This is a genomic window from Ochrobactrum sp. 19YEA23 (assembly GCF_029909865.1).
In the GTDB taxonomy this organism is placed as follows: Bacteria; Pseudomonadota; Alphaproteobacteria; order Rhizobiales; family Rhizobiaceae; genus Brucella; species Brucella gambitense.
Window position 1 is genome coordinate 42,727 of sequence record NZ_JASAMQ010000002.1, and the last position, 25,092, is coordinate 67,818.

The following is a 25,092-nucleotide window of genomic DNA, read 5'->3' on the forward strand; positions in this document are numbered from 1 at the left end:
TATTAGAACCGGACGCGAAAGCCTAGTGTGCCTTTGTAGCTATAGCTATCGGCGAAGTTTTCGAGACTGGTATTGACCGATCCTTCGCCATAGATCGAGTATTTGTCTGCATTCCAGTTATAGCTGCCACCCAGACCGATACCACCCCAGAGACGTTCGTTCTTGCTGGCAAAACTCGTACCCGATACGTCGACTTTTGTTCCGTCAAGGAACTCATAATAGACGTTCGCGATACCATATAGATAGGTTCTGTCGATAAGGCCGTTGGTGTTGTACCATGAGTTCTGATGTTCAACAGCAAGCCCAATGCGGCCTTGCAGGCTCTCACCGCGATCAAGGCTGACCCGCGCATCGAAAACATCATTGAAGCTGTCAAAATTCACATTCGAGTAGGTCAGCTGTGCCTGTGGCGTAACCGACCAGCCCTGATCGATGGCAATCCGCTTGCCACTTTCCGCAGAAAAGGCATAACCGAAGCCATGATTCCCATCCGCAAGCGCTATATTGGCAAGATCAGACCTAAGATCACTATTATACCATGTCACTTGCGCCTGACCATCAAGGTAGAATCCGTTATCGCCATACCAGGTCAGCGTACCGCCAAAACCGTAACCATCGGTAGAAATTTCACCATCACCATAAAGCGATCGTGTTTTGGCTTTGCCATGGGCATATTGGACTGTGATCCCGCCGATCAGTTTGCCATTCTCCGTTTCAGCCAGCATGCCGTCAAGCCCGGCTTGTAGCTTAAGCGTATTGAAGCTGTAATCCGTTCCGGACGTGGAGAAACGTGGGTCGGTCTTTGTATGTGCACCTTCAATGCGCCCCCATACGCCGTTACCCTCAATAAGATTGCCAGTTTCTTCTGCTGGAGCGTAAGGTGAGCCGACTGGATCAGCGCCTTCTGCAAGTATGATATTGCCCGCATTGCTCCAGTAGCGATTGCCAACACGCTGTTGCAATGTCGGCAGGCCATTCAAACCCAGCAGAAGCTGCGGGTAGGCTTCGTAACTAGGGACACCCGGCTGGTATAGAGGCTCTGGCTCAGGCTTGGACGGATGAACCAATTCGGACCTCAAGTACCAGTCGCCATCGTTTGGATCGGTCTTCCCGTTCTTGTAGAGTTGATAAGCATAGGCACCGCCGACGACAGCTGGCGCTCCCTGGAACACATAGTCACCAAGCAGCGTAAATGTGGCATTGGACGTGCCAGCAATATCGACAATCTTGATGCCCTCATTTGTCTGGGCACCGCTACCGCCAACATTCTTTACCGCCAGAATGCCAGTTCCACTCGTGTTGCCGTTGACGACCAGTCTATCCGTAACGGAACTGTCGTTGCCAAGCGTGGTTCCGATCCGGACCGTCCCGCTGTTGCCGTTATAGTCGCCGGTCACAGTCAGCGTCGTTCCTGCCTTGGGACCAAGATCCACAATTCCCGAATTGTCCAGTGATTTCAGCGACTGGTTGAGATCATTGAGTGCCAGAGTACCGCTCTGAGCCACAGTAAAATCAGAGTTGGAGCTAAAATAGTTTACTCCGCCCGCCGCGAGTGTTCCAGCCTCGACAGAGGTCGCACCCGAGTAAGCGCTCTGCTTGTTGAGAACAGTGAGACCGGTTCCTATTTGACGAACATTACCTGCTCCAGAGATCACGCCATCGAACACGAACGCGTCAGACCGGTTGAATGCCAGAGTACCGTTGTTGGAGACGTCACCGACGATCGATCCCGATGTCCCGCCATCGCCGAGCTGAAGCAGACCCGATGTAATGGTGGTGCCACCTGTGTAAGTTCCCATACCCGTTAGGACCAGTGCACCGTCGCCGGATTTGGTCAGCGTTCCGGCTCCCGTGATATTTCCCTGCTGTGTGAGGATCGTTCCCGCATCCGTTTCAATAGTTGCATTGCCAGACCCGATGGTCGTCGCGCGATTCATCGAAATATTGCCGGTCGAATGGAGTGTACCTCCGTCGATGCCAAGCGGACCGGAAGTCACCCCCATATTTGCATCAGAACTGATCTGAACAGTTCCACCGTTGATCGCGGTTCCGCCAGCGTAAGTATTGTCGCCATTCAGGACGAGCGTACCTGTACCGATTTTCGTTAGTCCGCCGTCGCCGCTTACCACACCGTCATAAACGAGCGTCGTCGCACCAAGCGTATCGATCGTACCACCCCCGGACTCAAGCGAAGTAGCACGATCGATGGTGAAGTCGGCTGTCGTCCTCAGTGTGCCGCCATTAAAGGACATGCCGCCCGTTGTATCGCCCAGGTTCGCATTGCTTGCGATCTGGAGAACACCGCCATTGATCGCCGTGCCGCCTGAATAACTATTGTTCCCCTGGAGAATGAGCGTACCGAGATCGGTCTTGGTGAGCTGCGTATTGCCAGTGAGAACCGAGTTGATCGTCGCCGTATACCCAGCACCCGCAGCCGTACCATCACCCACGCGGATAATCGACGAAGGCGCGCCAACCAAGGTGATCGCATCCCCTGTGATGATGTAGCCGTCACTTGCAAACTGCATACCAGCTGCGCGAACGCCCCCGACGCTATTGTCAACTGTAACCGTTCCAGCCGTCGCCATAAAAATGGCAAAAGCACCATCCTGATATGGAGCGTTAATGGCCCCCGTTGGCTCGGTCCAATTGATATTAGCTCCGCCTGAACCCGAACTCTGCCATATACCGGTACCACCGTTTACCGCGCCATTGCCCGCAGCTCCATTCGATGCCGGCCAGACATCCCAATAGTTCAGGTTCAATCCGTTCGTGTTAACGAGATTAACCTGATTGGCGACTGCAGTCTGCACATAATAGCCGGTTGAAGGAATGGAGCCAATTGCCAGTCCATTATCTGTCAAGGACCCGTCATAGCTGATAACACGGTAAATACCGGGGTCGAACGATCCCCCAGGCGTGGCAACAACGTTGATCGTACCGTCGAGCGTTAGGTTTCCATGAACTGTGGTTAGATCATTGAGCGGACCACCCGGAACGTTGGCCTGACCAAAACTGTATTCGAGCGTGGAGCCGCTATTTAATGCGAGATTACCGTTTATTGTCAGCGCACCAGGAATGTCTCCTGCTCGACCGGGCGCGAGTGTACCGCCGTCCTGAATCGTAACGTCGCCACCGATCGTACCAACGCCACCTATTGTTGCACCAGTTTCTACGCTCGTTGCGCCACCCGCAGCGCTTTGATCGCCATTTACATAAAGCGCTCCGCCCGTTACCGTCGTCGCGCCGCCATATGCGTTGGAGCCTTCAAGATTCAGCACACCACCCCCTGCCTTGGTGAGGCCGCCTGAACCCGTAATCGCCTGTGTTACATTGGTCGTATTGCCATTCGTATTGAACGTGCCGCCACCGGCATTCAGAACGATAGCACGGCTATTGGCGAGATCGAACGAAGTGTCAAAACGTAGCGTGCCACTATCGAAGGTGAGACCACCCCCCGCATTGCCCAACGCATTGTCGGCCGAGGCAGCAATTGTACCTCCATTGATCCTCGTACCGCCAGAATAGGTGTTTCCAGCTGGCGTAGCAGGCGTTAAGGTCAGCACCCCGGCACCCGTTTTCTCAACTGCGCCGGAACCAACAATCTGGCCAATATAAGTGCCGTCGTCCGGTTGCGTGAAACGAACGAGACCGTCATTCTGCACGTTGTTGACGTTGTTGACTGCGATAGTTTTCACTGGAAGGCTTTGTGCACGCGCTTCCAGAACACCGTCCGGTCGAACAATCACAGTTCCGGTATAATCAACATTGTTACCGGTTAGCGCCAGCGTTCCATCGTTTACCGTAACTGTGGTGAAACCAGAAAGGCTACCGCTCACCGTCCATAGCCCATCGCCATTTTTTGTCAGGGTGGTGAAGTTTCTCAGCGCGCCTGCAAGCGTATCGTCTGATCCCAGAATGCCTTGCAAAATAAGGTCGTTTACGCCACCGCCACCATTAATGTTACCGGTTACAACGGAATTCGGTTCAAATGTGAGCGTGTCGTTACCACCTGCGAAGCTCAAATCGCCGACCACCTGAGCGCCTGTACGATTGATAAAGTTGATACCGGCACCACCGTTCGTTCCGATAACACTACCACCGCCAAGTTTCTGGATAGTTCCGTAGTTATCTACCGTATTCTTGGCTCCGGTCACCTGATCTTCGAACCAGATTGCAGCGCTGCTTTGCCCCTGGATGAGGCCGCGATTTATGATCGTATTACCGTAACCGTGCACATTGACGGCTTCGGCCCGTGTATTGGTGCCGTTCGCAATGACCTGGCCGCCTTGTTCGATTATCAACTGACCATTGCTGCCAAACTCAATAGTATTGGGTCCGGTACCGAACGGACCCGAACCGGACGGATTGGAAGTGTTTGTGACACTTGCACCATTACGAACATTAATCGTACCGCCGTCACCGATGCTGATGGCAGGTACATTATTTGTATTGATTCCCGCCCCCGATTGCACGTCAATGGATCGGTTATTGTCTGCACGACCTGTACCAACTGTAGTACTCCACACCGCAGGCGCTGTCGACGTACAGACCGTAGAACTGCCGGTTGTCGTACATGCGGCTAATGCCTGTGATGGAACAAGAGTGACGGTGACTGGAAGGAGAACTGTGAACGCAAAAGCGGAACAGGTCGAAAGAAGGGCGCATTTCCGATACTGCATGCCATACTCCTGAAATAGCTATTTAGACTCCAGCTAACACAGAAGAATGCAATTTGAGGTAGCAAAAATGCAACAATAAACTAATTACAGATGGTCTTCTGAGTTTCGAGAATTGCCTTCTAGAATTTTTTGTAGATTGTGCCCAAATCAAAGAGGGGATTGGCAATCTTCGAGCACATTTTCGCAGACACGCCTCGCCCAGCGCATCTTACGCGCTCTTTTTATATAGATTGAGGAGGAGCGATCAGCCGGATTCTAGCAAAACGGATGACGCAGCGCGTAATTTACGGTGTGCATATGCAACACTGCGACATCTGCTATTAGCTGAGATCCAATGCTGACAAAAATACGACTTCGACCGGCATTCTTTGCAGAATAAAGCGCCTTGTCGGCCGCCAAAAGAAGCAACTTTCGGTCATGGCCTTGATATTCAGCAATTCCAAACGAGACCGTTATCGCGATCTTTTGGCTGCTGAAAAGCTGACTTACAGATGGGTACGGAGACGCTCTATCCCTCCAAGGGCGGTTGATGATGTAGTGCCCGGCATAACAGCAAGCATCTCTTCTCCTTCATATCTGACGGGAACTGATTGACGACAGGATAATTTCGTCGCTTACCTCGCTACCCTTCGATATCGAATGGAACGCATCTCGCATGATTGCCAGTCAAGAATCGCTAGGTCTGCCACCCGCCTCACCGCATTGACAACGTTGAACTGCTTATTCTGATTTGCTCCCCACGAACCAGTTCGCCAATGACAATCGCTCGACATCAATTTCAAAGATCGGTGCGGCGTTCCATTGGGGCGTTGCAAGGCCGATTGGCTCATACCTAAGACGGGTGATGGCTGGACTGCAATGCAGTTGATCATCACAATACGAAGCCCCGCGGGCAGGAGTGGCATTCCACACCCCGATATCTGTTTCCATTTCAATCACGCCGCCGCGAAGCAAACGGGCGTCACTCGGCAGCGACAAGCGAAGCCTTTACCTTCGGGAAAAAAGCGCCAAGTTCCGAAACTGCATCCTCGATCCTGCGGAAAAGCGGCTCGGAAGACACGCGATAATCCGTAAATTCACGCTCGGATGCATAAATAGCGTTCGGCAACGTATGCGCGGAGAAAAACCCGAACAATGGCCGCAACTGGTGCTCGACGATCAAAGCATGCTTGTCGCCGCCACCGATCGCTGCGATGACAACCGGCTTGCCGTGTAAGTCCTGCGGATCGATGAGATCGATAAGATGTTTGAAAAGTCCGGGATAGGATCCCTTGAAGGTAGGAGAACCGACGACGAGAACATCGGCTGCAACAATCTGATTGATGATGCCTTCGGCTTGTTCGTCAAGGTCGTTGCGCCACAGAGCCCGGCCAAGTGATGGCCCAACATCGTGCAAATCATAGCTCGTGGCTTCAAAGCCGTACTCGGCGCTCGCACGTTCTGCGATATGCTGCACGAGGGACAATGTCTTTGAGGGCCGGTTGAAGCTGCCTGCCAAACCAACAAGTTTTAAAGCCGTCATTTTGGATTCCTTCCTGAAGTCATTCCAATATTGTCCTGCGCCATTAGCATTTAAAGAAATGAGAACCTTAGTTTCCAGGTTAAGTAAAACCTTGTTCGCATGAATAGGGGAAATGGCGTCAAACCTATTTGGATGACCTCTCTTTTCGCGGTTGCAGCAAATTCATAAGCAGCATTGCCAGCAACGAAATCGAGATCACTATGACCGATACCGCCGATATGGTCGGATTGACTTCAGTCGTCACGCCATCCCACATCATTTTCGGCAATGTTGACGTGCGCGCACCAGAAATGAAGATCGCAATCAGCACTTCGTCAAAGGACGCTATAAAGGCGAGAAACCCGCCGGCAAGAATGGCATTGCGAAGCAGTGGAAACTGGATGAAGCGAAAGACATCTGCCGGGCCGGCACCCAGACTGCGTGCTGCCACCGCCAGATGATGGTCGCGGGCCGACAAAGCCGCACTGACCGTGATAATGACATAGGGCAGGCCCAAAACCGTATGCGCCATCGCCAGTCCCGTCTCCGTACCGATCAGGCCCAAAGCTGAATAAAGCTGGTAAAGCCCAAGCGCGAAGATGATATTGGGGATCAGCAGCGGCGAAAGCATCAATCCTGTAAAGATATATCGTGACAGCTTGCTCATACGGCTCATGCCGAGTGCGGCAAGGGTTCCCAAAATGGCCGCGCCGATGGCTGCGGCCAGCGCAATGCGCAGACTGCGAAATGTAGCCTCCATCCATGCAGGATTGCCAAGATAAGACTGATACCATTGCAAGGAATAACCGGGCGGTGGAAATGTCAGATAACGCGCCGAACTGAACGAAAGCGGGATTAGCACAAAGGTAGGCAGAACCAGAAACAGGAGCACCAGTGCCGCATAGGATGGAAGACCCCATCCCGAAGATTTGACAACAAGAGTGCCATTTGTTCCGCTCCGCCGTTCGCCCTGCTCCATAAAACGGGCATAAGCCACGCATAATATGAGGCACAACACCAGCAGAACCATGGCTATGGCCGAAGCAAAGCGGACATTGAGCAATTTGCTGACCTGCTGGTCAATCAGTTGGGCTACGAAAAGGTCTTCGCGTCCCCCAAGTAGAGCAGGGATGATATAGGAGCCAAGAGAGGCCACAAAAGTCAGTGTGCTTCCCGCGATGATCGCCGGAAGCGACAAGGGCAGATAAACGCGCAGGAACGCCGAAACGGGCCGTGCACCTAGCGAACGCGCAGCATTGATCAGCGAAACATCTATCCTAGAAAGAACTGCATATAGCGTCAGTATCATGGCAGGCAGCAGGATGTGCACATTGCCGATAATCGTTCCAAGCGTCGTATAGGACAACGTTAGCGGGGTATCGATCAGGCCGAGAGTTTTAAGCGTGGCATTGATGAGACCGCGCTTTTGCAGGATGACAGTCCAGGCATAGGTTCTGACGAGCGCACTGGTCCAGAAGGGTATCAGGATGAAAGCGAAGGCAATCGCGCGCCGCCTCACGGTCAACCGTGTGAGCCATATGGCGACCGGATAGCCAAGCACAAGACAGACCAGCGTGACGATGGCCGATATGCGAAACGTTATGACAAAGGACTGCCAGTAAATATCGGTCGAGAACAGCCGGGCATAGTTTTCATACCATGCGCCTTGGGTCGCAAAACTGCGCATCAGCGTCTGCACAATCGGGCCAAGATAGATGAACAGCAGTACGACGAGAGCGGGAGCACAGAGAAGATAGGCTGAAAAGGCTGCTTTGCGCATCTGAAAGCGCGCAAGCAGCGTATGGCCATTTTCTCCGGCTATTTTCGACGGATAGGCGGCTGAAAAATTGCTCATTGCGCTAACTCATGCGCGTTATTGGCATTCCATCCGAGTTGCAGCCATTGGCCCGGTTCCAAAGAAACGGGTAGTTTACCCTTTTCGAGCCGGACGGTGATTGGCCGTTCCTGTGCCTGTAGGGATACGATGTAATGCGTGCCCTCATAGATGACAGTCTGCACCTGCGCATCCAGCCTGTAATCCGAGCGCGAGACCGGATCGCCGGCATGGATATATTCAGGACGAACAAGCATGGTTCCCGCTTGTCCCGGCTTGAACAGTTCCATCGGCATCAGATTGGCTTCGCCAATGAATTCGGCCACAAAACGGTTAGCCGGGCGCTCGTAAATCTCCTGCGGTGAGGATAATTGCGCGATACGCCCCTCTTCCATCACGGCAATACGATCGGACAAAGCCAGCGCTTCACCCTGATCATGAGTGACATAGATGACCGTCAGGCCCAGCCTTTGCTGAATGAGCTTGAGTTCGGTCTTCATATGCTCACGCAACCGTTTATCAAGTGCACTTAACGGCTCGTCCATCAACATGATGGCTGGACCAAAGACCTGAGCACGCGCCAGAGCCACACGCTGTTGTTGCCCGCCAGACAGCTCCGAGGGATAACGGCCAGCAAATGTCTCAAGCTTGACAATAGAAAGTGCATCTTCCACGCGTTTGCGGCACTCATCGCGGCCGATGCCCCGCATTTTAAGCGGAAAAGCAACATTCTGCGCAACCGTCATATGCGGGAACAACGCGTAGTTCTGGAAAACGACCGCAATGTCGCGCTTTTCGGGCGGCAGATGCGAAATATCACGACCACGCAGCAGGATAGAACCGGAATCGCTTTGGAGGATACCGGCAATGATATTGAGAAGCGTGGTTTTGCCCGACCCGCTTGGCCCAAGCAGGGTTAGGAATTCACCTTGCCGAACGTCAAGATCGACATCGCGCAGAATAGGCGTTGAACCGTAATTTTTATTCAGCCGTCTGATCTGAATGATATTGTCGTCGTTTAAGGGAGGCACGACTGTCGTCCATATTTTATAGGAAGAGGACGGGAGGGCGAGGCCCTCCCTTCAGAGATTTACTTAAGCAGCCATTGATTGAAACGTTCACTGACTTTTTCGTAATTCTCGGACCACCATTTTGGATCGGTTTTCACAGCCTGTTCCTGCAACCGCGGCGAAGTCGGCAATTGCGCATCATCATCGATAAATTCGAATGCGCGCTTGTTACTCGGACCATAATCAATGAGCTTTGCAAGGTCTGCCTGCCGTTCTGGCTGGGATACGAAAGCGATGAATTTCACCGCAGCGTCCTTGTGCTGCGAACCACGCGGGATAACCCACGACTGAGATGTTTGAAGGGCCTGTCCCCAGTTCACATCCACAGGCGCACCGTCACGTTTTGCCTTCTGCACGCGGGCATTGCCAGCTGCCGAATAGGCAACTTCGCCATCGACTAGCAATTGCTCCGCTTTGCCTGCGGTTTCCCACCAGACCTGAACATGCGGCTTGATCTTGTCGAGACTTTTGAAAGCGCGATCCACATCCAAAGGATAGAGCTTATCCGCCTCTACGCCGTCGGCCAGAAGAGCAATTTCCAGTGTGTTGATTGGGCGCTTGTTCAAGGTGCGATCGCCGGGGAATTTCTCGACATCCCAGAATTCGGCCCAAGACTTGGCTGATTTTTCTGCATCAATACGCTCGGAATTATAATTGAGCGTCGTTGACCAGACGATGCTCGGCACCGAATAATCGCTGATCAGTCCCGCATCAAAATCACCAGCCTTGATGCCAGCGGTCGCATAATCGATTTTCTCGAAAAGATTGAGCTTTGAGCCGCGATAGACAAATTCCTGGTCGACATCGACCACGTCCCACTCGACATTTCCGCTCTCAACCATGGCCTGAAACTTGGCTGGATCGGAGGGAGACTGCTCGATAATCCGGATGCCGGTTTCCTTGGTAAAGGGTTCAAAGAACGCCTTGCGCTGCGCCTCCTGATAGGAGCCGCCCTGCCCGACCACGACGAGCGCTTCCTCGGCTCTGGACGGTGTGCCTGCAAGGCTTGTGCCGAGCGCGACAATACCGGTTAGAATAAAAGCACTGCGATTGAATGATGTCATGATCTGTCTCTCGTGATTATTCAGCGGCAGCATTGGCAGCTAGTTGTGCGGCGGGATGAGCGGGGCGCTCCAGACCGAGGTTTTCGCGCAAGGTGTGCCCCTCATAATCGCTATGGAACAGGCCACGCCTCTGCAATTCAGGGATCAGAAGATCAAAAATATCCTGCAAACCCTCGATGAAATAAGGTGGCATGATGTTGAATCCGTCGCAGGCCTCGCCGACAAACCATTCCTCGATGAGATCGGCAATTTCTTGCGCAGTGCCCACGATCTGGCGATGGCCGCCTGCACCCGATGTTTCGTATAATTCGCGGATCGTCAGCCCCTTCGCGCGCGCCGCATCGAGCTGTGCTTTGATTGATTTGATCCCATTGGTTTCCGGCAGATCCGGAATGGGGCCATCCAGCGGATAGGCAGACATATCGCCGAATTTCGGTTCCAGCATCGCATAAACAACGGCTGGATGAATGAGCGACCGCAGCTTCTGGTGGCGCTCCTCTGCCTCTTCCCGCGTACGCCCAATGATGGGCAGGACACCCGGCAGGATTTTCAGCGAATTCCGGCCTCGCCCATCAGCTGGAAGACGCGCTTTCAGACCTTCATAAAAGACACGGGCATTCTCGAAATTCTGCTGTGCGGTGTAGACGAGATCGGCTGTGCGCGCGGCCAGTTGCTGGCCTGGTTCCGACGACCCCGCCTGTGCGATAACCGGAAAGCCCTGAATGGGACGGGCGACGTTGAGCGGGCCCTTGACGGAAAAGAACTCTCCCTTGTGATTGGGGATATGCAGCTTAGCCGGATCGAGATATTGCCCTGAAGTCTGGTTGCGCGAGAAGGCATCGTCTTCCCAACTGTTCCAGAGCTTGAACACAACATCGACAAACTCGCTGGCGCGGCGATAGCGCAGACCATGTTCAAGAGAGCGATCGAGATTGAAATTCTGGGCTTCAGCCTCACTCCAGGAGGTGACGACATTCCAGCCCACGCGCCCCTTGCTGATATAGTCAATAGAGGCATATTTGCGCGCAACCGTGTATGGCTCGTTATAGGTAGTCGAGGCGGTCGCGATAAAGCCGATATTCCTGGTTGCGATCGATAACGCCGAGATCAGGGTCAAAGGCTCGAACTGGTCGACCTTGCCGATATAGCGTAGCGCCTCCGGATCGTCCGCGCCTTGCCGCACTGCGGCACCGTCAGCAAAAAAGATGAAGTGGATTTTGGCGGCTTCCGCGCGGCGCGCAAGGTCCTGCCAGAAATCGATATCAAGCGAAGAATCTGCAGGCGCACCGGGATAGCGCCAGCCGGACGTGTGAGAACCGTTGGAGGTGACGCTCAGGCCGAGAATAAGACCGGAACGGCGCGGTGTCTGTTGATGGCTGTTTGACATGATCTCGAACAATTTGGGGGGTGGTTATTCGGCGGCCTGATGTACAGCGTTTTTCCGCAGCTCATATTTCGCGATTTTTTTCCGCAGCGCTGGGATCAGCTGCCGTCCGTATTTCCGTGCATCTGCGGCAATCTCCCACCCGCGCAGATAGAAGGCGCTGGCACCCAGCTGGTAATATTGCAAATATGAATCCGTCACCTGATCGAGCGTTCCAACCAGTGTGGCGGTAGAACCACCCCGCCCTACGAGGCGTGTGAAGCCAAGCCAAAGACGTTCATCCTGCACATCGCCCTGACGCGCTATAGCGTCGAGTTTGATGGCCCCGACGGAATCGGCTTTCTGCTCCATTTGCTTTAAATTGCCTTCAGCCGTGCCGACCGTCGCAAGCTCTGAGGCTGCGCGATTGTAGATGTCTTCGGCTTTTTTCCAGGCCTTGTCCTCGCTCTCACCAATGATTGCGCGAAGCGAAACACTGATCGTCAGGGGTCGACCGCGCTCATTGGCAAGGCCGTGCAGTTCATCGAAGGTTGCCTTGGATGCAGCCAGAGGCTCACCCCAGACCATGTAATAATCTGTGCGGCCCGGTCCTGCCGCTAAAGCCCCTGCGGAAGACCCCGCAAAACTGATCGCAGGCTGCGCCAAAGGCCGTACCGAGCTGAAACCCTGCTTGACGCTATAATATGGGCCTGCATGATCGAATGGCTGATCGGCGGTCCACACCTTGCGCAGGACGTCGATATATTCAGCCGTGCGTTCATAGCGCAGATCATCCGCCAGCGTGTCGCCATCGCGCTGCAATTCGCCACCCGGCGCGCCGGTGATGATATGCAGACCCAGGCGCCCGCCGCCGGCAAGCCGGTCGAGCGTGATTGCCTGCCTTGCTGCAAGGGTCGGCTGCACAGTACCAGGCCGATGCGCAACCAGAACCTTGAGCTTTCTCGTAATGCGCAAAATATGCGAAGCGATCATCCACGGATCGGGCGACCAGGAATGCATCCCGACCAGAACGCTGTCGAAACCCGCTTCCTCGTGGGCCAAAGCCGTTTCTTCAATGTAATCGACATCAAAATCCGACGACCACCACAGGCCGGAAGTTTCCGTGGCCCTAGTATGCGGAACATAGCCTATTAATTCGACGCTCACTTCGATCTTCCATCATATTTCATAATATGAAATCTAGTTTCATATAAAGAATAATGGCAAACCGCCCGCATTCAACGAATGGATTTTCAATTCTCAATCTGGAATTAGACCGATTTTCTCAAATGTGCGCTGAGAGATAACCGAGCTGCTGCGAAACCTTTCGGGCGGTTTCCAGCATGATCGGCGCAATCCGATCTATATATTGAGTGGTCATTTGCTGCGCCGGCGCCCATAGACCGATACCGAGCGTCACCTCGCCGAACCGGTCGCGCACGGGCACAGCAATACCGATCATTTCACCGATAAACTCGCCCTTGCCGATTGAATACCCGCGCTGCCGCGTTTCGGCGAAATCCTGTTTCAGTAAGACCGGATCGGTGATCGTGTGGCTTGTAACTGCTACGAGAGGCTTTGCCACGACCGCATTTTCAAAGCGTTCATTATGCGCAAGAATGGCCTTGCCCATCGCTGATGAATGCGACGGCGCCCGACTTCCCAGGGCTGTCACGATCCGCACAGGCTCTGCACTATCAACCCGGTCGATATAGACAACGTTTGCTGGGTCTTCTTGCGAAATCATGCCCAGATGGACCGTTTCGCCGCACGCTTCCATAAGCCCATGCAGGAAGGGACGTGCGCTTTCCGCGTTCTCCCGAAAATTGACGGCAGCACAACCGATTTCCCACAATTTGATACCGAGGCGATAACGCTTGCTGGCCGGGTCCTGCACGACCCATCCGACATTGCGGAACGTGGAAAGGAAGTGATGCAGGGAGGGCTGTGGCAAATTCAGTTCGCGGCTCAGTTCGGTGACGGACCATTCACGCTGCCCATCCGCAAAGGCCTCGATGATGGTGACCGCTTTTTTCACAGAACCTAACATTTGCCGCTATCTCCCACCGCTTCAGCCTCTAACCGTCCAATTTTTGAACACTCCTTCCTTAGTCAGGAACCTGTGTTCAGTGCAAACGGAACTTTTGTGATCACCATTAATGGTGCATCTTAAACTCTCAACACAACTTTGCCTCCGATCCTCAGTTCAGGTGAACCGCACTAGATTTGCTTGAGAAACCTACTTCTATGAAAGCGGAGCCGATATGAGCAAGGCAACGAACAAGTTTTCACCTGAAGCCGCGGACGTGTCATCCGTATTGTGCTGGATCATGAGGCAGGACACCCGTCGCGACGGTTTCTAAGACGTTTGTCTGCCTGATAAGCGGAACAACCCTTTTATTCTGAATGCCATTCAGTGGGCGTTGGCGAGGTAGCTTCTCGATCCAATATTCCAGGGAAAACCACGTGAAACCTCAATAAAAGGAAAGCATATCGCCCACATTCCTGTTCGAACTTGAACAAAAGCTAACGTAACCGTCGCTTTTCATTCGCCCTTCCTCGAACAAGAATGAGATATTTCCGCAAAGATGTTTTACGCGTAGCTGCTTCTATAGAATTTATAACTTTGCATAGAGCAAGAATCCGGGTTTTGTTCATTCGCAGGCGACATAGTCGCGGATATTTTTAAACAGAAATCGATTGAGCACGTGATAAGCATGGCATCTGAATTTCTATGGTACATTCCCAATGATACCAAGCCCGGTCATCGAGGTGACATTGCGAAACCAGATCACAACAGTCTGGATGCCCTGCTTTCGCAGGCAACTGCCGTTGAAGATCATGGCTGGAAGGGTGCGCTGATCGGTACTGGATGGGGAAGGCCGGACACATTCACCGTCGCCGCAACTCTTGCTGCCCGTACCCGCACATTCGAGCCACTGATCGCGATACGTCCGGGCTATTGGCGCCCGGCTCATTTTGCCGCCGCCGCAGCGACTCTTGATCATCTCAGCAATGGCCGCATACGGATCAATATCGTCTCGGGCCAGGATGATCTCGCCGCCTATGGCGACAGCGAAGGTGATCAGCCACAGCGATACGCCCGCACCAGGGAATTCATGAATCTCATCCGCCGTCTATGGACAGAAGAAAATGTGACGTGGGCCGGTGAGCATTTTCATGTCACAAATTCGACGGTCGCCCCCAGCATCGTGGAACGTGGTGGACGCCGTCACCCTAAACTCTATTTTGGCGGCGCATCGCATGCTGCCGAACAGGTCGCAGCAACCGAAGCCGATGTGCAACTGTTCTGGGGCGAGCCGATCGAGGATATCGCAGCGCGGATCGACCGGCTCAAAAGCCTGAGTTCAAAACTAGACCGCAACCTTCCGCCGCTTGAATTCGGGTTGCGTATCACGACGCTAATCCGCGGCACCGCGGAACAGGCCTGGGCGGATGCTCAAGCCAAGGTCGCGGCTATGACCACGGTCACAGTAGACCGCTGGCACGATCATCGCCGCATGGTTGCCGTAGGTCAGCAACGACTGTTCGCCCTGCATGAACGCGGCGATGTTCTGGATGACAATCTCTATACCGCTCCGGGGAAGGCTGGAGCCGCCGGGGCTGGCACCACATGGCTCGTCGGCACTGCCGAAGAGGTTGCCCGTTCGCTGAAAAAATATCAGGATCTCGGGATTTCCCACTTCGTTTTGTCCGATACGCCCTATCTTTCAGAGATCAAAAGGCAGGGCGATCAATTGCTGCCGCTGCTGCGCTGACCTTATCGATGCCGGTTATGCAGAGCGTTTCGGCTGCCACCGCAGCAGGTATGCTTCCAGCGTATAGGCCAGACGATTGAGCGAAAATCCTACAAGACCGAGAATAATTACACCGACCATCACCATCGCCATATCGAACCGTTCGCGTCCGCCGATGCCCGGCCCGACGGCAAGGAAATATTCTGCCCCAACCGTCGCAAGCCAGGAATAGATCAGACCCAGATGCACGCCCGTTGCGATGGATGGCATTGCGGATGGCAGGTAAATACGCTGAATCCGCTGGCGACGGTTGAATTTCAGCGCGTGCCCGACCTCGAGCAGATCGGCAGGGGCTGCACGCATGCCGTCATAAGTGTTGAGAACGATTGGAATGAAGGCGGCAAGCGCCACGAAAACGATCTTCGCCTGCTCACCAAAGCCGAACCAGACCGAGATAAGCGGAATCCATGCAAGCAGTGATATCTGTTTCAGCCCGTTGAAGGTCGGCATTACCAGCCTGTCGGCAAGGCGTGAGGAAGCCAACGCCGCAGCAAAGGCAATGCCAAGCACTGCCCCGATTGCAAAGCCGAACACCACCGCCGCAGCTGACGGCCGTGTGGTAAAGAAGCTCGAGGTTTTTGGTTCTATTCTGGTTGCGGGGGCCGCAACTACCGATACCGACATTCGTTGGAATTGGCGGTTTTACCGCCGTTCCCAAACTCCGTAACCTCCTACGCCAAGCCCAATATTGCTCACAACTACTCAGACGAAAGGCGTTGGCGAAGCAGCTTTAAGGTGGCCGCGCAGCGTTTCGGTCTCATATTCATGGCGATAGAGACCGCGCTTTCGCAGGATCGGTACCAGCTCATCGGCAATCACCGGCAGGCCATCGATCAGCCGATCAGGCTGCAGGTTGAAACCATCGATGGCGCCAGCGTGGAACCAGTCCTCGATATGGTCTGCTAGCTGCTCCGGCGTACCGACGAAACCGGCGTGGCCCGAACCGGTGTAACGGGTCTGGCGCAGATATTCGCGCACCGTCGGGTTGGTCCTGCGGATCTGCGTGATGATGGATTCGCGAAATCCGATGCTGCCAAGGAAGGTCTTGGTGTCCTTGATAGGACCCAGAACCTCATCGGGAAACGGTTCGTCCAGTTCCAGTTTCGATGCATCGTAACCGATGGCCTGTGACAGCCAACCGATGGAATAGGATGCTGGACCGGCATCATGGATTTCATCGCTGCGGCGACGTGCCTCCTCTTCCGTGCTGCCAAGGCTCAGCAGCAGACCCGGCAGGATTTTTACATCATCCGGCGAGCGGCCATTGTCGCGGGCAAATCCCTTGACCAGCCGGTAATGTTCGATTGCCTGAGCCTTGGTCAGTTCTGCTGCAAATACCCCTTCGGCAATTCGGCCTGCCAGTGTGCGGCCCTGCGGTGAGCCACCGGCCTGAAAGATGACTGGCTGGCCCTGTTTTGATGGCGGCACACGTAGGCGACCGGAAATGTTAAAAAACTCGGCCTGATGATTAATGTCGCGCCCGTCAACCGCCGAAGCCCACAGCGCCCGCACGACATCCACAAATTCGCTGGCCCGTTCATAGCGGTCATCACGGGCCGGAATGTCGGGAATGCCAAAATTGCGCGCCGCCGGCACACCACGTGTGGTCACGACATTCCATGCCGCACGTCCACCGGTCTGGTGGTCCCAGGATAAAAAGCGCTCGGCCAGTTCAAACGGATCGTTGAAGGTTGAAGAGGCCGTTGCGACCAGACCAACATGCGAGGTTGCGGCCGCCACGTGCCCCCAATTGACCGAAGGTTCCAGCCGTATCGGATTGGCATCATAGGCCGGGTCACCGAGCAGCGGACCATCGGCCAGAAACAGCGCATCCAGCGTGCCACGTTCGGCCGTCTTGCCGATGTTTTCCCAATAGGCCGGATCAATAAAGGCATCCTTTTCCAGCAAGGGTGTTTTCCAAGCGGCTGGAAGATAGCCGAGAACCAGCACGTTGATGCCGAGCAGGGCGTGGCCAGATCGTTTGTTTGTCATCTGAAATGTCTCCAATACCGTCTACAGCGCGACTTGAGGTTTTGGCGCCGGGAAAGCAGCACGCACCGTGGATGGCAGCGGCTGCGGTAGGACGAGCTTGATGGCATCTCGCAGGGAGCCGCCAAGCGGCGTTGGTTCAAAACCATCCGCCAACAGGCGCTCTGCCGCATCCAGCAACGCGCGCACCGACTGCTCGTTGCCTGCCTTCAGCACGACACCGGTCACACCTTGGGTGGGTGGTGTCTCCTCCAAGGAGACTACGGGCACAGCACCCGCGCCACCCAACACCAGCTCAATCGGGTTATTGTCTCCCGCCGGTGGCGCATCCGCCTTTGTGTGGCCGTACCAGGCAATGACCGAGGCACCGGTCTGTGGTTCCGGTGCATTGAGCGGTCCGGCAATGGAAAAGCTGTTGGCAATATCGACATGCACGATACGGTCCGACTGCACGAGAATACCGCTTTCACGGTCACCGATGATCGTGTCATGCGGCCAGCTTTGCTCCAGCGCTCTTACGGCAACGGCCGTGTCATAGGCCGTCTTGGCATTAAGCTGCGCCCCGCCGCCAAGCCCCGCCCCGCCCCATGCCGGAGCATCCTTTGGCCCTTCCGGTGCATAGGCATCACGAATACCGACAAGCAGGCCACTGCGGCCGCCGGAGAGATGGGCAAGCGACGCAACACGGCGTGCCAGATTATAGGGGTGGTCACGTTGTGGTGCAGCGGCAATCAGGAAGCGGCCGTTTTCGGTCGCACCGGCCAGCGTGGCACCGGCGGCACTGCTGGCAAGCGTCACGGCTGCCGGTTCGCTACCATCGATGCGGTCGATGCCAAGCACCGTAAAGGCAACCGGCAAGGCATCCCAGCGTGCCAGCAGTTCACGGCTGCCGGTCAGTTCCACCAGATGTGGACCGGCCAATGCAAGGGCGAGATAAGGTCTGGTCATGGTGTCGCTCCTTAGTTGCCCTGCCCGCCGCGACCAAGCCGCGCGAGGCTCGACACCGGCGATTTGTCGTTGACCAGATAGTCACCAAGGATGCGGGCCTTGTAGGCAACCGGATTGTGCGAGGCCAGCGTTCGGGCATTGCGCCAGTGGCGATCGAGCGCGGTTTCCTCTGATGTGGCCGAGGCGCCAAGCGCGTTGAACACATGGGTTGCGGCATAGAGCGTGTTGTCGACAATGGCGATCTGCGCCTGCGCAACAGCCACCTCACCGGCTGTCGCGCGCTTGTCGCGCAGTTCCACATCACCAGCAGCGTGGGCGGCAGCAATAAGGTCAAGCGAAGCTGCTGCACGGCGAAGTGCCGCTTCGGTCGTAAAGGCACGCACCGAAACCTCACCTATCACCTGCAACAGTTGCGCATCCAGTGCCGGCACCGGATCAAGCCCTTGCGGATAATTGCGGCCACGGGATTTGAGCGCCTTGATACCATCACGCAGCACGGCCCGGGTGATGCCGGTCAGAACCGCCAGCAGCGCCGTCTGGTAGAAATGCCCCTGATAGACAACACGTTCGCTGGCTGGAAAAACATCGCCCTCATGCGCCACAACATCCGTATAAACAGCGCTGCCGCTGGCCGTGGTGCGTTGGCCAAAACCCGGCCAGTCATCGGTCAGCTCAACGCCGGGCTGGTGGCGGTTGACGAGTGTGGTGATCAGCGTGCCGTCGGCGTCCTTGCCGATAACATCCAGCCAGTCGGCATAAAGGCTGCCGGTGGCATAAAACTTGGCGCCGGATACCCGGTAGTGGTCATCGGTTTTAGTGACTGTGGTCTTGATGGTGGCATAGGTGCCGTTATTGGCTTCCGTCCAGCCGCCACCAACAAATTCGCGGTCGCGGAAGCGCTGCAGCCAACGTTCATTGGCGGCGGATGGCCGGGCATTGAGGCGGTCCTCAACAAAGGCCAGATGGTTGCGCCAGATATGGGCGACATTGGCGTCGGCCTCTGCCAGCAGGGAAAGCAGGTAAAACACCTGCTCAAGCGAGGCACCAAAACCGCCAAACTCCACCGGCACACGCACCAGAGCAAAATCGGCATCCTTCAGCCACTGCACCTGTTCAAAGGGAAAGGTGCGGTTGCGCTCACGCTCAATACTGCCTTCGGCAATACGGTCAAAGACCGGCTGGAAGCGCTCGACGAGTGCCTCTTCTCGTGCCGTTGCGGGGCGCAAATAGCTGCGTGAAATCGTTGCATCTACTGCGGTCATGTCATTATCCTTCATAGTGGCACAGCATCAGCAAAAGATGCGGGCGCGAATGTCTGTTGTGTTGGCGACGAGCCTTGAAGGCCATCTGCAGGATTGTCGGGTTTGAGGGGTTAAGCGCCGGCATCAGCGCATCGGACAGGATTGGCCGGGTCACGTCGGATCACTTCGGGTCACGCCATTGCGCGACCAAATCAACGATCAGGGTGCAAACCACAAAAACGGATGCGGCAAAGATAGTCGTGCCGATGACCAGCGGAAAATCGCCGTCCAGTGCGGCGGTAATCGCCATCCGGCCAATACCATCGAGACCGAAGATCGTTTCCGTGACGATTGCGCCGCCCATGATCACGGCAAGCTCAAGCCCACCCAGCGAGATGATGGGATTGAGGGCCGCCTTTAAGGCGTGCGACAGGTAGATGCGGCTTTCGCTGAGCCCCTTGGCGCGGGCGGTGCGGATATAATCCTGGCCCAGAACATCGAGCATGCCTGCCCTGACGATGCGCTGGAAAATGCCGATTTCAGCAATGGCCAGCGTTGCCCAGGGCAATGCCAGATGGCGCGCCCATTCCAGCGGGCTCTCCGTCAGGGGCACATAACCGCTGCTCGGAAACCAGCTGTAACCATGGTTGGTCAGTTGATAAAAGAAAAAATAGGAAATCAGAATGCCGCTGAGGAATGTCGGGATCGACAGGCCGACATAGGCAAAAAGCGCCAATACATGATCAATGAAACGGCCATGCCACCGGGCGGCAACAACGCCAGAAATGATGGAGATCGCCATCCAGATGACCAGTGCGCCAAGTGCCAGCGAAATGGTCACCGGGGCCTTTGCCAGAATGAGATCGGTGACTGGCGCCTGCTTGCGAAACGAAAATCCAAGCGCCGGTGGCCAGTGCATCAAGCCCATCGGCGCGCCTTGAATGTCAGGACCACGAAACAGGTAATACCACAGCTGATCGTACCATGGCTCGTTGAGGCGCAAGGCCCGCGCCACACCGTCAATGGTTTCCTGCGTGGCGTTGCGTGGCGCCAGCATGGCCGCAGGATTACGATAGGCAATGCGAGTGATGAAGAAAGACAGGATCAGTACGATGACGAGTGTCGACGCGGACCGAAACACGGTTGAAATGAAGTTTCTGGTCATGGATTACAAACGCCTCTGATGCGGATCGAGCACGGTTCGCAAACCGGAACTCAGGGTGTTGAAGCCGACCACGGTGAGAAAAAGCGCAAGAGCTGGTCCGGCCAAAAACCAGGGCTGGTCCTGATAAAGCGAGGTGCGCTGGGCTTCGGCAATCATGTTGCCCCAGCTTGGTACCGGTGCCTGAATGCCCACACCGAGGAAGGACAAGGTGGCCTCCGCCACTATGTTGGCCGGAAGTTGCACCGCCCAATATACCAGCAGGGTCGGCAGGATATTGGGCAGGATATCGAGACAGATGATGCGGGATTTTGAAGCGCCCGCCACCAGCGATGCCTCGATCATCGGACTTGAGCGCAGTTCCCGCACCATGCCGCGCGTCAGGCGGGCAAAGTAGGTCCACGAAAACAGCGTAATCACCAAAATGACCACAACGACAGGCGAAATCAACGGCATGCCCTGCTCGCCCCTGTTCAATGACAACAGGCTGAGTGCAGTGACGACGAAGGGAAACGACATGGCAACATCGATTGCCTGACTGACGATCCGATCGACCCGGCCCGCCAGAAAACCGCTGATCATGCCAATCAACGTGCCGATGATCATCGCAGCCGTGGTCGCGGGAATACCGACCAGCAGTGAAATCTGCGCGCCGTACAGTGTGCGCACGAACACATCGCGGCCATTTCCATCAGCGCCCAGCGGAAAGGCCCAGGATGGGCCAACCGGCAGGCCCATTTCATCCAGCGCCACATCCGGAAACAGGTCCGTCGGGCCATGCCCGGTCAGATAGGCAGCCAGTGGCGCCAAGACCGCTGCGACCAGCACTGCAAAAACGATGATGGCGCCAACCCGCACGCTTCGCTCACGCCACAAGACGCCGACAAATTCCGGCAACCAGTGACGGCGCGGTGCGTCCTCAATGATCTCAACCGACATAGGACACGGCCTTCACAACTGTATTGACGGGTTGCCGTTTGCTGCCGGGCATCGAGGCCAGCAAACGTTTTGTGTAGGTGTGTTCGGCACGTTCGAAGATGCGCCCGGTTGGGCCAGCCTCAACGATATGCCCCTTCTCCAGCACGATGATGCGATCGCATAATTCACCGACCACAGCGAGATCATGGGAAATGAACAGGAAAGAAATTCCCATGCGATCTCGCAGACGGCGCAGCAATTCGACGATCTTGGCCTGAGTGGTGATATCGAGCGCCGACACCGGCTCATCCGCGACAACGAGCGATGGCCGTGAAGCAATTGCCCGTGCAATGGCAACACGTTGCCGCTGACCACCCGAGAGTTGCGACGGGAAACGGCTGGCGATGGCCTCCGGTAGTTCCACCTCTGCCAGCAATTGGTGAACCTGCTGGCGCAGGCGCGTGCGGTCTCGTTCACCGGCGATGACGAAACTGTCGCCAAGAATGGATTCAACGGATCGACGCGGATTGAGGCTGGCGTAAGGGTCCTGAAACACCACCTGAATGTCGCGGCGTGCGGCGGCGGTCAGCGTGGTAGGGCGGCCGGCCCGTGCATAATTGGTGCCGGAGAGTGCAATGGAGCCATCATCCGGCCGATCAAGACCGGCAATCAGCCGGCCAATGGTTGATTTTCCAGAACCGGATTCACCAACCAGCCCGAGAATTTCGCCCTTGGCGATAGAAAACGTTACGTCCTCCAGGACCGGCTGGCCTGCAACAAAGGAACGGCTGAGACCGTCCACATCAAGCAGCGACTGGCTTGCGCTGACCGCAGGTGGCTGTGTATAAGTTCTTGGGCCATCCAGCCGTGCTGCACTCAGCAATTCGCGTGTATAGGAATGTTTTGGCGTGGCATAGATGGCATCGGCGGCGGCACGTTCGACCACAAGACCGTCCCGCATCACCACCACATCATCGGCGATATCGGACACGACAGCCAGATCATGGCTGACGAAGACCAGTGCGGTACCGTGCCTCTCCTGCAAACGTCGCAGCAGATCAAGGATCGAGGCCTGAACAGTCACATCGAGCGCCGTGGTCGGCTCATCGGCGATGATCAGGCCGGGGTTCAGCGCAATGGCAATGGCAATCATCACGCGCTGGCGCATGCCGCCCGAGAGATGGCGCGGATAATCATCCAGCCGCTTTTCCGGGTTCGATATTTCAACGTCGTGGAGAAGCGCAAGTACACGCTCGCGCTTCTCCTTTTTGCCGATGGATCGATGAGCCGATATCGCCTCACCGATCTGGTCGCCAATCGTCTTGAGCGGATGAAGGTTGCTCAGCGGATCTTGAAAGATAAAGCCGATCTCGGCCCCCCTTATCTTTCGCAACACCGCCGGTGACGCACCTAGTATCTCCCGCCCACGGTAGAGAACACTGCCGCGCACCTTTGCCGAGGCTGGCAGGAGACCAGCCGCCCCCAGCAGGCTGGTGCTCTTGCCCGATCCGGACTCGCCGACGATGGCCAGCGTCTTTCCCGCTTCGACATCAAATGATACGCCTCTGACAGCCTCGACGGTGCCAAAACGAACCTGCAAATCGTGTACGGAGAAGACGCTCATCGGACTTATTTCTTCACTGCGATGTTAGTGATATCCGCCTGAACAGCCAGCGAAGACCATGCCCAGTGGGTAATGCGGTCTGAGGTGATGGCGATCTTGCGCTTTTCAAACAGCGGGATCCACGGAATGTCGGCAGAGACGATCTTGTCAGCCTTGGCCCAGATCGGACCGGGGTCATCCGAAGGGAATGCCTCAGCGGCCAGCTTGTTCAGCTCGGCATTGCTGTAGCAAATCGAGTTGACATTGCCGGTACCGCAAGGTGCAGCATCCGAGTTGAGCCAGCCTCCCAGAAGCATGCGGGTGCTTGGACCCTGCCAGTCTGGCGCGAACTGTCCACCAAGCGAAATATCCCATCTGCTCTTGGCGTCTTGAATGAAGGCATACCACTGGGTTGGCGGAACCGGGATCAGGTTAAGCTCGATACCGGCGGCAGCGACATCTTCCTTCACCGCAACGGCAATTGCCTCAAACTGGGCGGTGGTGCGGTAGATGGCATCAAACTTCACGCCATTGGGGTAACCGGCCTTTGCCAGCAACTCCTTGGCCTTCGCCGCGTCACCCTTGTTGCCTTCGGTCGGGTACGGATCAAACGCCTCGTGACCGAGAATGGTCGAGGTGATGATCTGCGACAGCGGCACGGCGGCAATCGGGCCACCCTGTACCTGCACCAGATGGGCGCGGTTGACGGCATAGGTCAGAGCCTGGCGCACTTCCAGCTTTCTCAGCGCGTTGGCGCCGTCGCTCTGGGCTTCCGGGCGAGCGTTGAAGGTGATGAAGTTGGCCGCACCACTGTTGGACGAATGCAGCTGTTCCGCCTTCTGGGTCTGGAAACGTCTGATTGCGGTTCTTGGCGGTGTGTCGAGATAAAGCGACAGATCCGCCTCACCCGCTTCGATCTTCTGGACGATGCTGTCTTCGCTGTTGGCGGTAAAATCAACGATGATCTCATCGACATAGGCTTTGCGGGCTTCGTCGCTTTCGGCCTTGAAGCCCTTGGCCTTTTTCAGCACCAGCTTCTGGCCATCCTGATAGCTATCCACGTAATAAGGACCGCTGGAGGGGAAGTTCTTGCGGAACTCCGCAGAGTCAGGGAAATATTTCGACGCGACTTTCGGCGGCAGCGGCGACACGAAGTTCATCGAGAGAATGTTGAGGAAGTCGTAGTTTTTTGAATCCGACCTGATCACGAGTGTCTTGTCATCAGGGGCGCTGACGCCAGAGATTTCGTGGGAATCGATGAATGCCTTGGTTGCGGCAAGATCACCTGGTGGAACCTTGGCAAACTCCTCGCAATAGGCCTTGAAGCCTGATATCGCCAGATTGAAGTAGTTGATGGCTGCGACCTGCTTGTTCGGGTCGCAGAAGCGCTTGATATTATATACGAAATCGCCTGCTACAATCTTGCGATCGATGGGGCCGGAAAAGAACACATCGTCTTTCAGATGAAAGGTGTAGGTCTTGCCTTCATCCGACACGTCCCAGGACTTGGCAAGGTCAGGCACCAGCTTGGTATCGTCCTTGATATCGGTGAATGCGCCAGGATAGGTGACCAGCTGGCGGGTGACTGCCCGCAGGATCTCCCAGGAATCGGTGCTGTAACCCGTCAGCGGATCAAAGGCATCGAGATCTGCCTGCTGGGAAGCAATGCGCAGCGTACCGCCATATTGCGGCTCACCTGCCAGCGCCTCTCCCCCAAGCGAAACGATAATGGCAAGGCTCGATGCAACACGTCCCAGTGCTGAGCAGTGAGAATAAGATTTCATTGGAACAACCTTAATTGATAATGTCTATAATATTTATAGATTTCGAAAATTCTGCGAGTGTCGCAAAGTTCCAAACTGCGCGCGTTCGGGAAAATATCTGTCCGCCTCACACATC

19 protein-coding genes are annotated in these 25,092 nt (G+C 55.5%); 1 reads left to right on the forward strand and 18 read right to left on the reverse strand.

From position 1 onward, the window contains the following. Positions 1–2: 2 nt before the first annotated feature. From QBD01_RS06825 to QBD01_RS06865, 10 genes are all read right to left on the reverse strand, one after another. Positions 3–4,682: an autotransporter outer membrane beta-barrel domain-containing protein gene (locus QBD01_RS06825; protein ID WP_280992160.1), complete on the reverse strand. Its 4,680-nt coding sequence runs from the start codon at positions 4,680–4,682 to the stop codon at positions 3–5. 255 nt (positions 4,683–4,937) lie between these two features. Beyond that, positions 4,938–5,216 carry a diguanylate cyclase domain-containing protein gene (locus QBD01_RS25420; protein ID WP_392391347.1) on the reverse strand — a complete coding sequence of 93 codons (279 nt, stop codon included), beginning with the start codon at positions 5,214–5,216 and terminating at the stop codon, positions 4,938–4,940. A gap of 186 nt (positions 5,217–5,402) precedes the next feature. Further along, on the reverse strand, positions 5,403–5,660 hold the full coding sequence (locus QBD01_RS06830) for a hypothetical protein (RefSeq protein ID WP_280992161.1): 258 nt from the start codon (positions 5,658–5,660) through the stop codon (positions 5,403–5,405). Further along, complete coding sequence (gene msuE, locus QBD01_RS06835) at positions 5,644–6,204, reverse strand: FMN reductase (protein ID WP_280992162.1); 561 nt, start codon at positions 6,202–6,204, stop codon at positions 5,644–5,646. Before msuE ends, QBD01_RS06830 begins: the two co-directional genes overlap by 17 nt. A 124-nt stretch (positions 6,205–6,328) precedes the next feature. Beyond that, entirely contained in the window at positions 6,329–8,038 is a 1,710-nt protein-coding gene (locus QBD01_RS06840; protein ID WP_280992163.1) for an ABC transporter permease subunit, read from the reverse strand. After that, positions 8,035–9,048 carry an ABC transporter ATP-binding protein gene (locus QBD01_RS06845; RefSeq protein WP_280992164.1) on the reverse strand — a complete coding sequence of 338 codons (1,014 nt, stop codon included), beginning with the start codon at positions 9,046–9,048 and terminating at the stop codon, positions 8,035–8,037. Before QBD01_RS06845 ends, QBD01_RS06840 begins: the two co-directional genes overlap by 4 nt. Before the next feature lie 59 nt (positions 9,049–9,107). Further along, the gene (locus QBD01_RS06850; protein ID WP_280992165.1) at positions 9,108–10,151 is read right to left on the reverse strand and encodes an ABC transporter substrate-binding protein; all 1,044 of its coding nucleotides are present in this window, start codon (positions 10,149–10,151) and stop codon (positions 9,108–9,110) included. Between the two features lie 16 nt (positions 10,152–10,167). Next, a complete protein-coding gene (locus QBD01_RS06855; RefSeq protein ID WP_280992166.1) occupies positions 10,168–11,538 on the reverse strand; it encodes an LLM class flavin-dependent oxidoreductase in 1,371 nt (456 codons plus the stop codon). A gap of 24 nt (positions 11,539–11,562) precedes the next feature. Beyond that, positions 11,563–12,681, reverse strand: a complete 1,119-nt coding sequence (locus QBD01_RS06860) for an LLM class flavin-dependent oxidoreductase (protein WP_280992167.1) — start codon at positions 12,679–12,681, stop codon at positions 11,563–11,565. Between the two features lie 118 nt (positions 12,682–12,799). Beyond that, complete coding sequence (locus QBD01_RS06865) at positions 12,800–13,564, reverse strand: IclR family transcriptional regulator (protein WP_280992168.1); 765 nt, start codon at positions 13,562–13,564, stop codon at positions 12,800–12,802. 661 nt (positions 13,565–14,225) lie between these two features. Between QBD01_RS06865 and QBD01_RS06870 the strand changes: the two genes are divergently transcribed. Beyond that, positions 14,226–15,293, forward strand: a complete 1,068-nt coding sequence (locus QBD01_RS06870) for an LLM class flavin-dependent oxidoreductase (RefSeq protein WP_280992503.1) — start codon at positions 14,226–14,228, stop codon at positions 15,291–15,293. Positions 15,294–15,308: 15 nt separating this feature from the next. Here the strand turns inward: QBD01_RS06870 and QBD01_RS06875 are convergent, their stop codons facing one another. The 8 genes from QBD01_RS06875 to QBD01_RS06910 form a co-directional block, all read right to left on the reverse strand. Further along, positions 15,309–15,956 carry an ABC transporter permease gene (locus QBD01_RS06875; protein ID WP_280992169.1) on the reverse strand — a complete coding sequence of 216 codons (648 nt, stop codon included), beginning with the start codon at positions 15,954–15,956 and terminating at the stop codon, positions 15,309–15,311. Between the two features lie 78 nt (positions 15,957–16,034). Then, positions 16,035–17,324: an NtaA/DmoA family FMN-dependent monooxygenase gene (locus QBD01_RS06880; protein ID WP_280992170.1), complete on the reverse strand. Its 1,290-nt coding sequence runs from the start codon at positions 17,322–17,324 to the stop codon at positions 16,035–16,037. 21 nt (positions 17,325–17,345) lie between these two features. After that, positions 17,346–18,269, reverse strand: a complete 924-nt coding sequence (locus QBD01_RS06885) for an LLM class flavin-dependent oxidoreductase (protein WP_280992171.1) — start codon at positions 18,267–18,269, stop codon at positions 17,346–17,348. A gap of 11 nt (positions 18,270–18,280) precedes the next feature. After that, positions 18,281–19,531, reverse strand: a complete 1,251-nt coding sequence (locus tag QBD01_RS06890) for an acyl-CoA dehydrogenase family protein (protein ID WP_280992172.1) — start codon at positions 19,529–19,531, stop codon at positions 18,281–18,283. Positions 19,532–19,691: 160 nt separating this feature from the next. After that, positions 19,692–20,675, reverse strand: coding sequence for an ABC transporter permease (locus QBD01_RS06895; protein WP_280992173.1), 984 nt, complete (start codon positions 20,673–20,675; stop codon positions 19,692–19,694). Positions 20,676–20,678: 3 nt separating this feature from the next. Further along, positions 20,679–21,611 (reverse strand): ABC transporter permease, encoded by a 933-nt coding sequence (locus QBD01_RS06900; RefSeq protein ID WP_280992174.1) that lies wholly within the window; start codon positions 21,609–21,611, stop codon positions 20,679–20,681. Beyond that, positions 21,601–23,214: an ABC transporter ATP-binding protein gene (locus tag QBD01_RS06905; protein WP_280992175.1), complete on the reverse strand. Its 1,614-nt coding sequence runs from the start codon at positions 23,212–23,214 to the stop codon at positions 21,601–21,603. Before QBD01_RS06905 ends, QBD01_RS06900 begins: the two co-directional genes overlap by 11 nt. Before the next feature lie 5 nt (positions 23,215–23,219). After that, positions 23,220–24,977 carry an ABC transporter substrate-binding protein gene (locus QBD01_RS06910; protein WP_280992176.1) on the reverse strand — a complete coding sequence of 586 codons (1,758 nt, stop codon included), beginning with the start codon at positions 24,975–24,977 and terminating at the stop codon, positions 23,220–23,222. Positions 24,978–25,092 lie beyond the last annotated feature (115 nt).

Bases quoted from the DNA above. Each gene is read 5' to 3' on its own strand.
- QBD01_RS06825 (WP_280992160.1), bottom strand. From the start codon at position 4,682: ATGCAGTATCGGAAATGCGCCCTTCTTTCGACCTGTTCCGCTTTTGCG.
- msuE (WP_280992162.1), bottom strand. From the start codon at position 6,204: ATGACGGCTTTAAAACTTGTTGGTTTGGCAGGCAGCTTCAACCGGCCC.
- QBD01_RS06840 (WP_280992163.1), bottom strand. From the start codon at position 8,038: ATGAGCAATTTTTCAGCCGCCTATCCGTCGAAAATAGCCGGAGAAAAT.
- QBD01_RS06850 (WP_280992165.1), bottom strand. From the start codon at position 10,151: ATGACATCATTCAATCGCAGTGCTTTTATTCTAACCGGTATTGTCGCG.
- QBD01_RS06855 (WP_280992166.1), bottom strand. From the start codon at position 11,538: ATGTCAAACAGCCATCAACAGACACCGCGCCGTTCCGGTCTTATTCTC.
- QBD01_RS06865 (WP_280992168.1), bottom strand. From the start codon at position 13,564: ATGTTAGGTTCTGTGAAAAAAGCGGTCACCATCATCGAGGCCTTTGCG.
- QBD01_RS06875 (WP_280992169.1), bottom strand. From the start codon at position 15,956: ATGTCGGTATCGGTAGTTGCGGCCCCCGCAACCAGAATAGAACCAAAA.
- QBD01_RS06880 (WP_280992170.1), bottom strand. From the start codon at position 17,324: ATGACAAACAAACGATCTGGCCACGCCCTGCTCGGCATCAACGTGCTG.
- QBD01_RS06885 (WP_280992171.1), bottom strand. From the start codon at position 18,269: ATGACCAGACCTTATCTCGCCCTTGCATTGGCCGGTCCACATCTGGTG.
- QBD01_RS06890 (WP_280992172.1), bottom strand. From the start codon at position 19,531: ATGACCGCAGTAGATGCAACGATTTCACGCAGCTATTTGCGCCCCGCA.
- QBD01_RS06895 (WP_280992173.1), bottom strand. From the start codon at position 20,675: ATGACCAGAAACTTCATTTCAACCGTGTTTCGGTCCGCGTCGACACTC.
- QBD01_RS06900 (WP_280992174.1), bottom strand. From the start codon at position 21,611: ATGTCGGTTGAGATCATTGAGGACGCACCGCGCCGTCACTGGTTGCCG.
- QBD01_RS06905 (WP_280992175.1), bottom strand. From the start codon at position 23,214: ATGAGCGTCTTCTCCGTACACGATTTGCAGGTTCGTTTTGGCACCGTC.
- QBD01_RS06910 (WP_280992176.1), bottom strand. From the start codon at position 24,977: ATGAAATCTTATTCTCACTGCTCAGCACTGGGACGTGTTGCATCGAGC.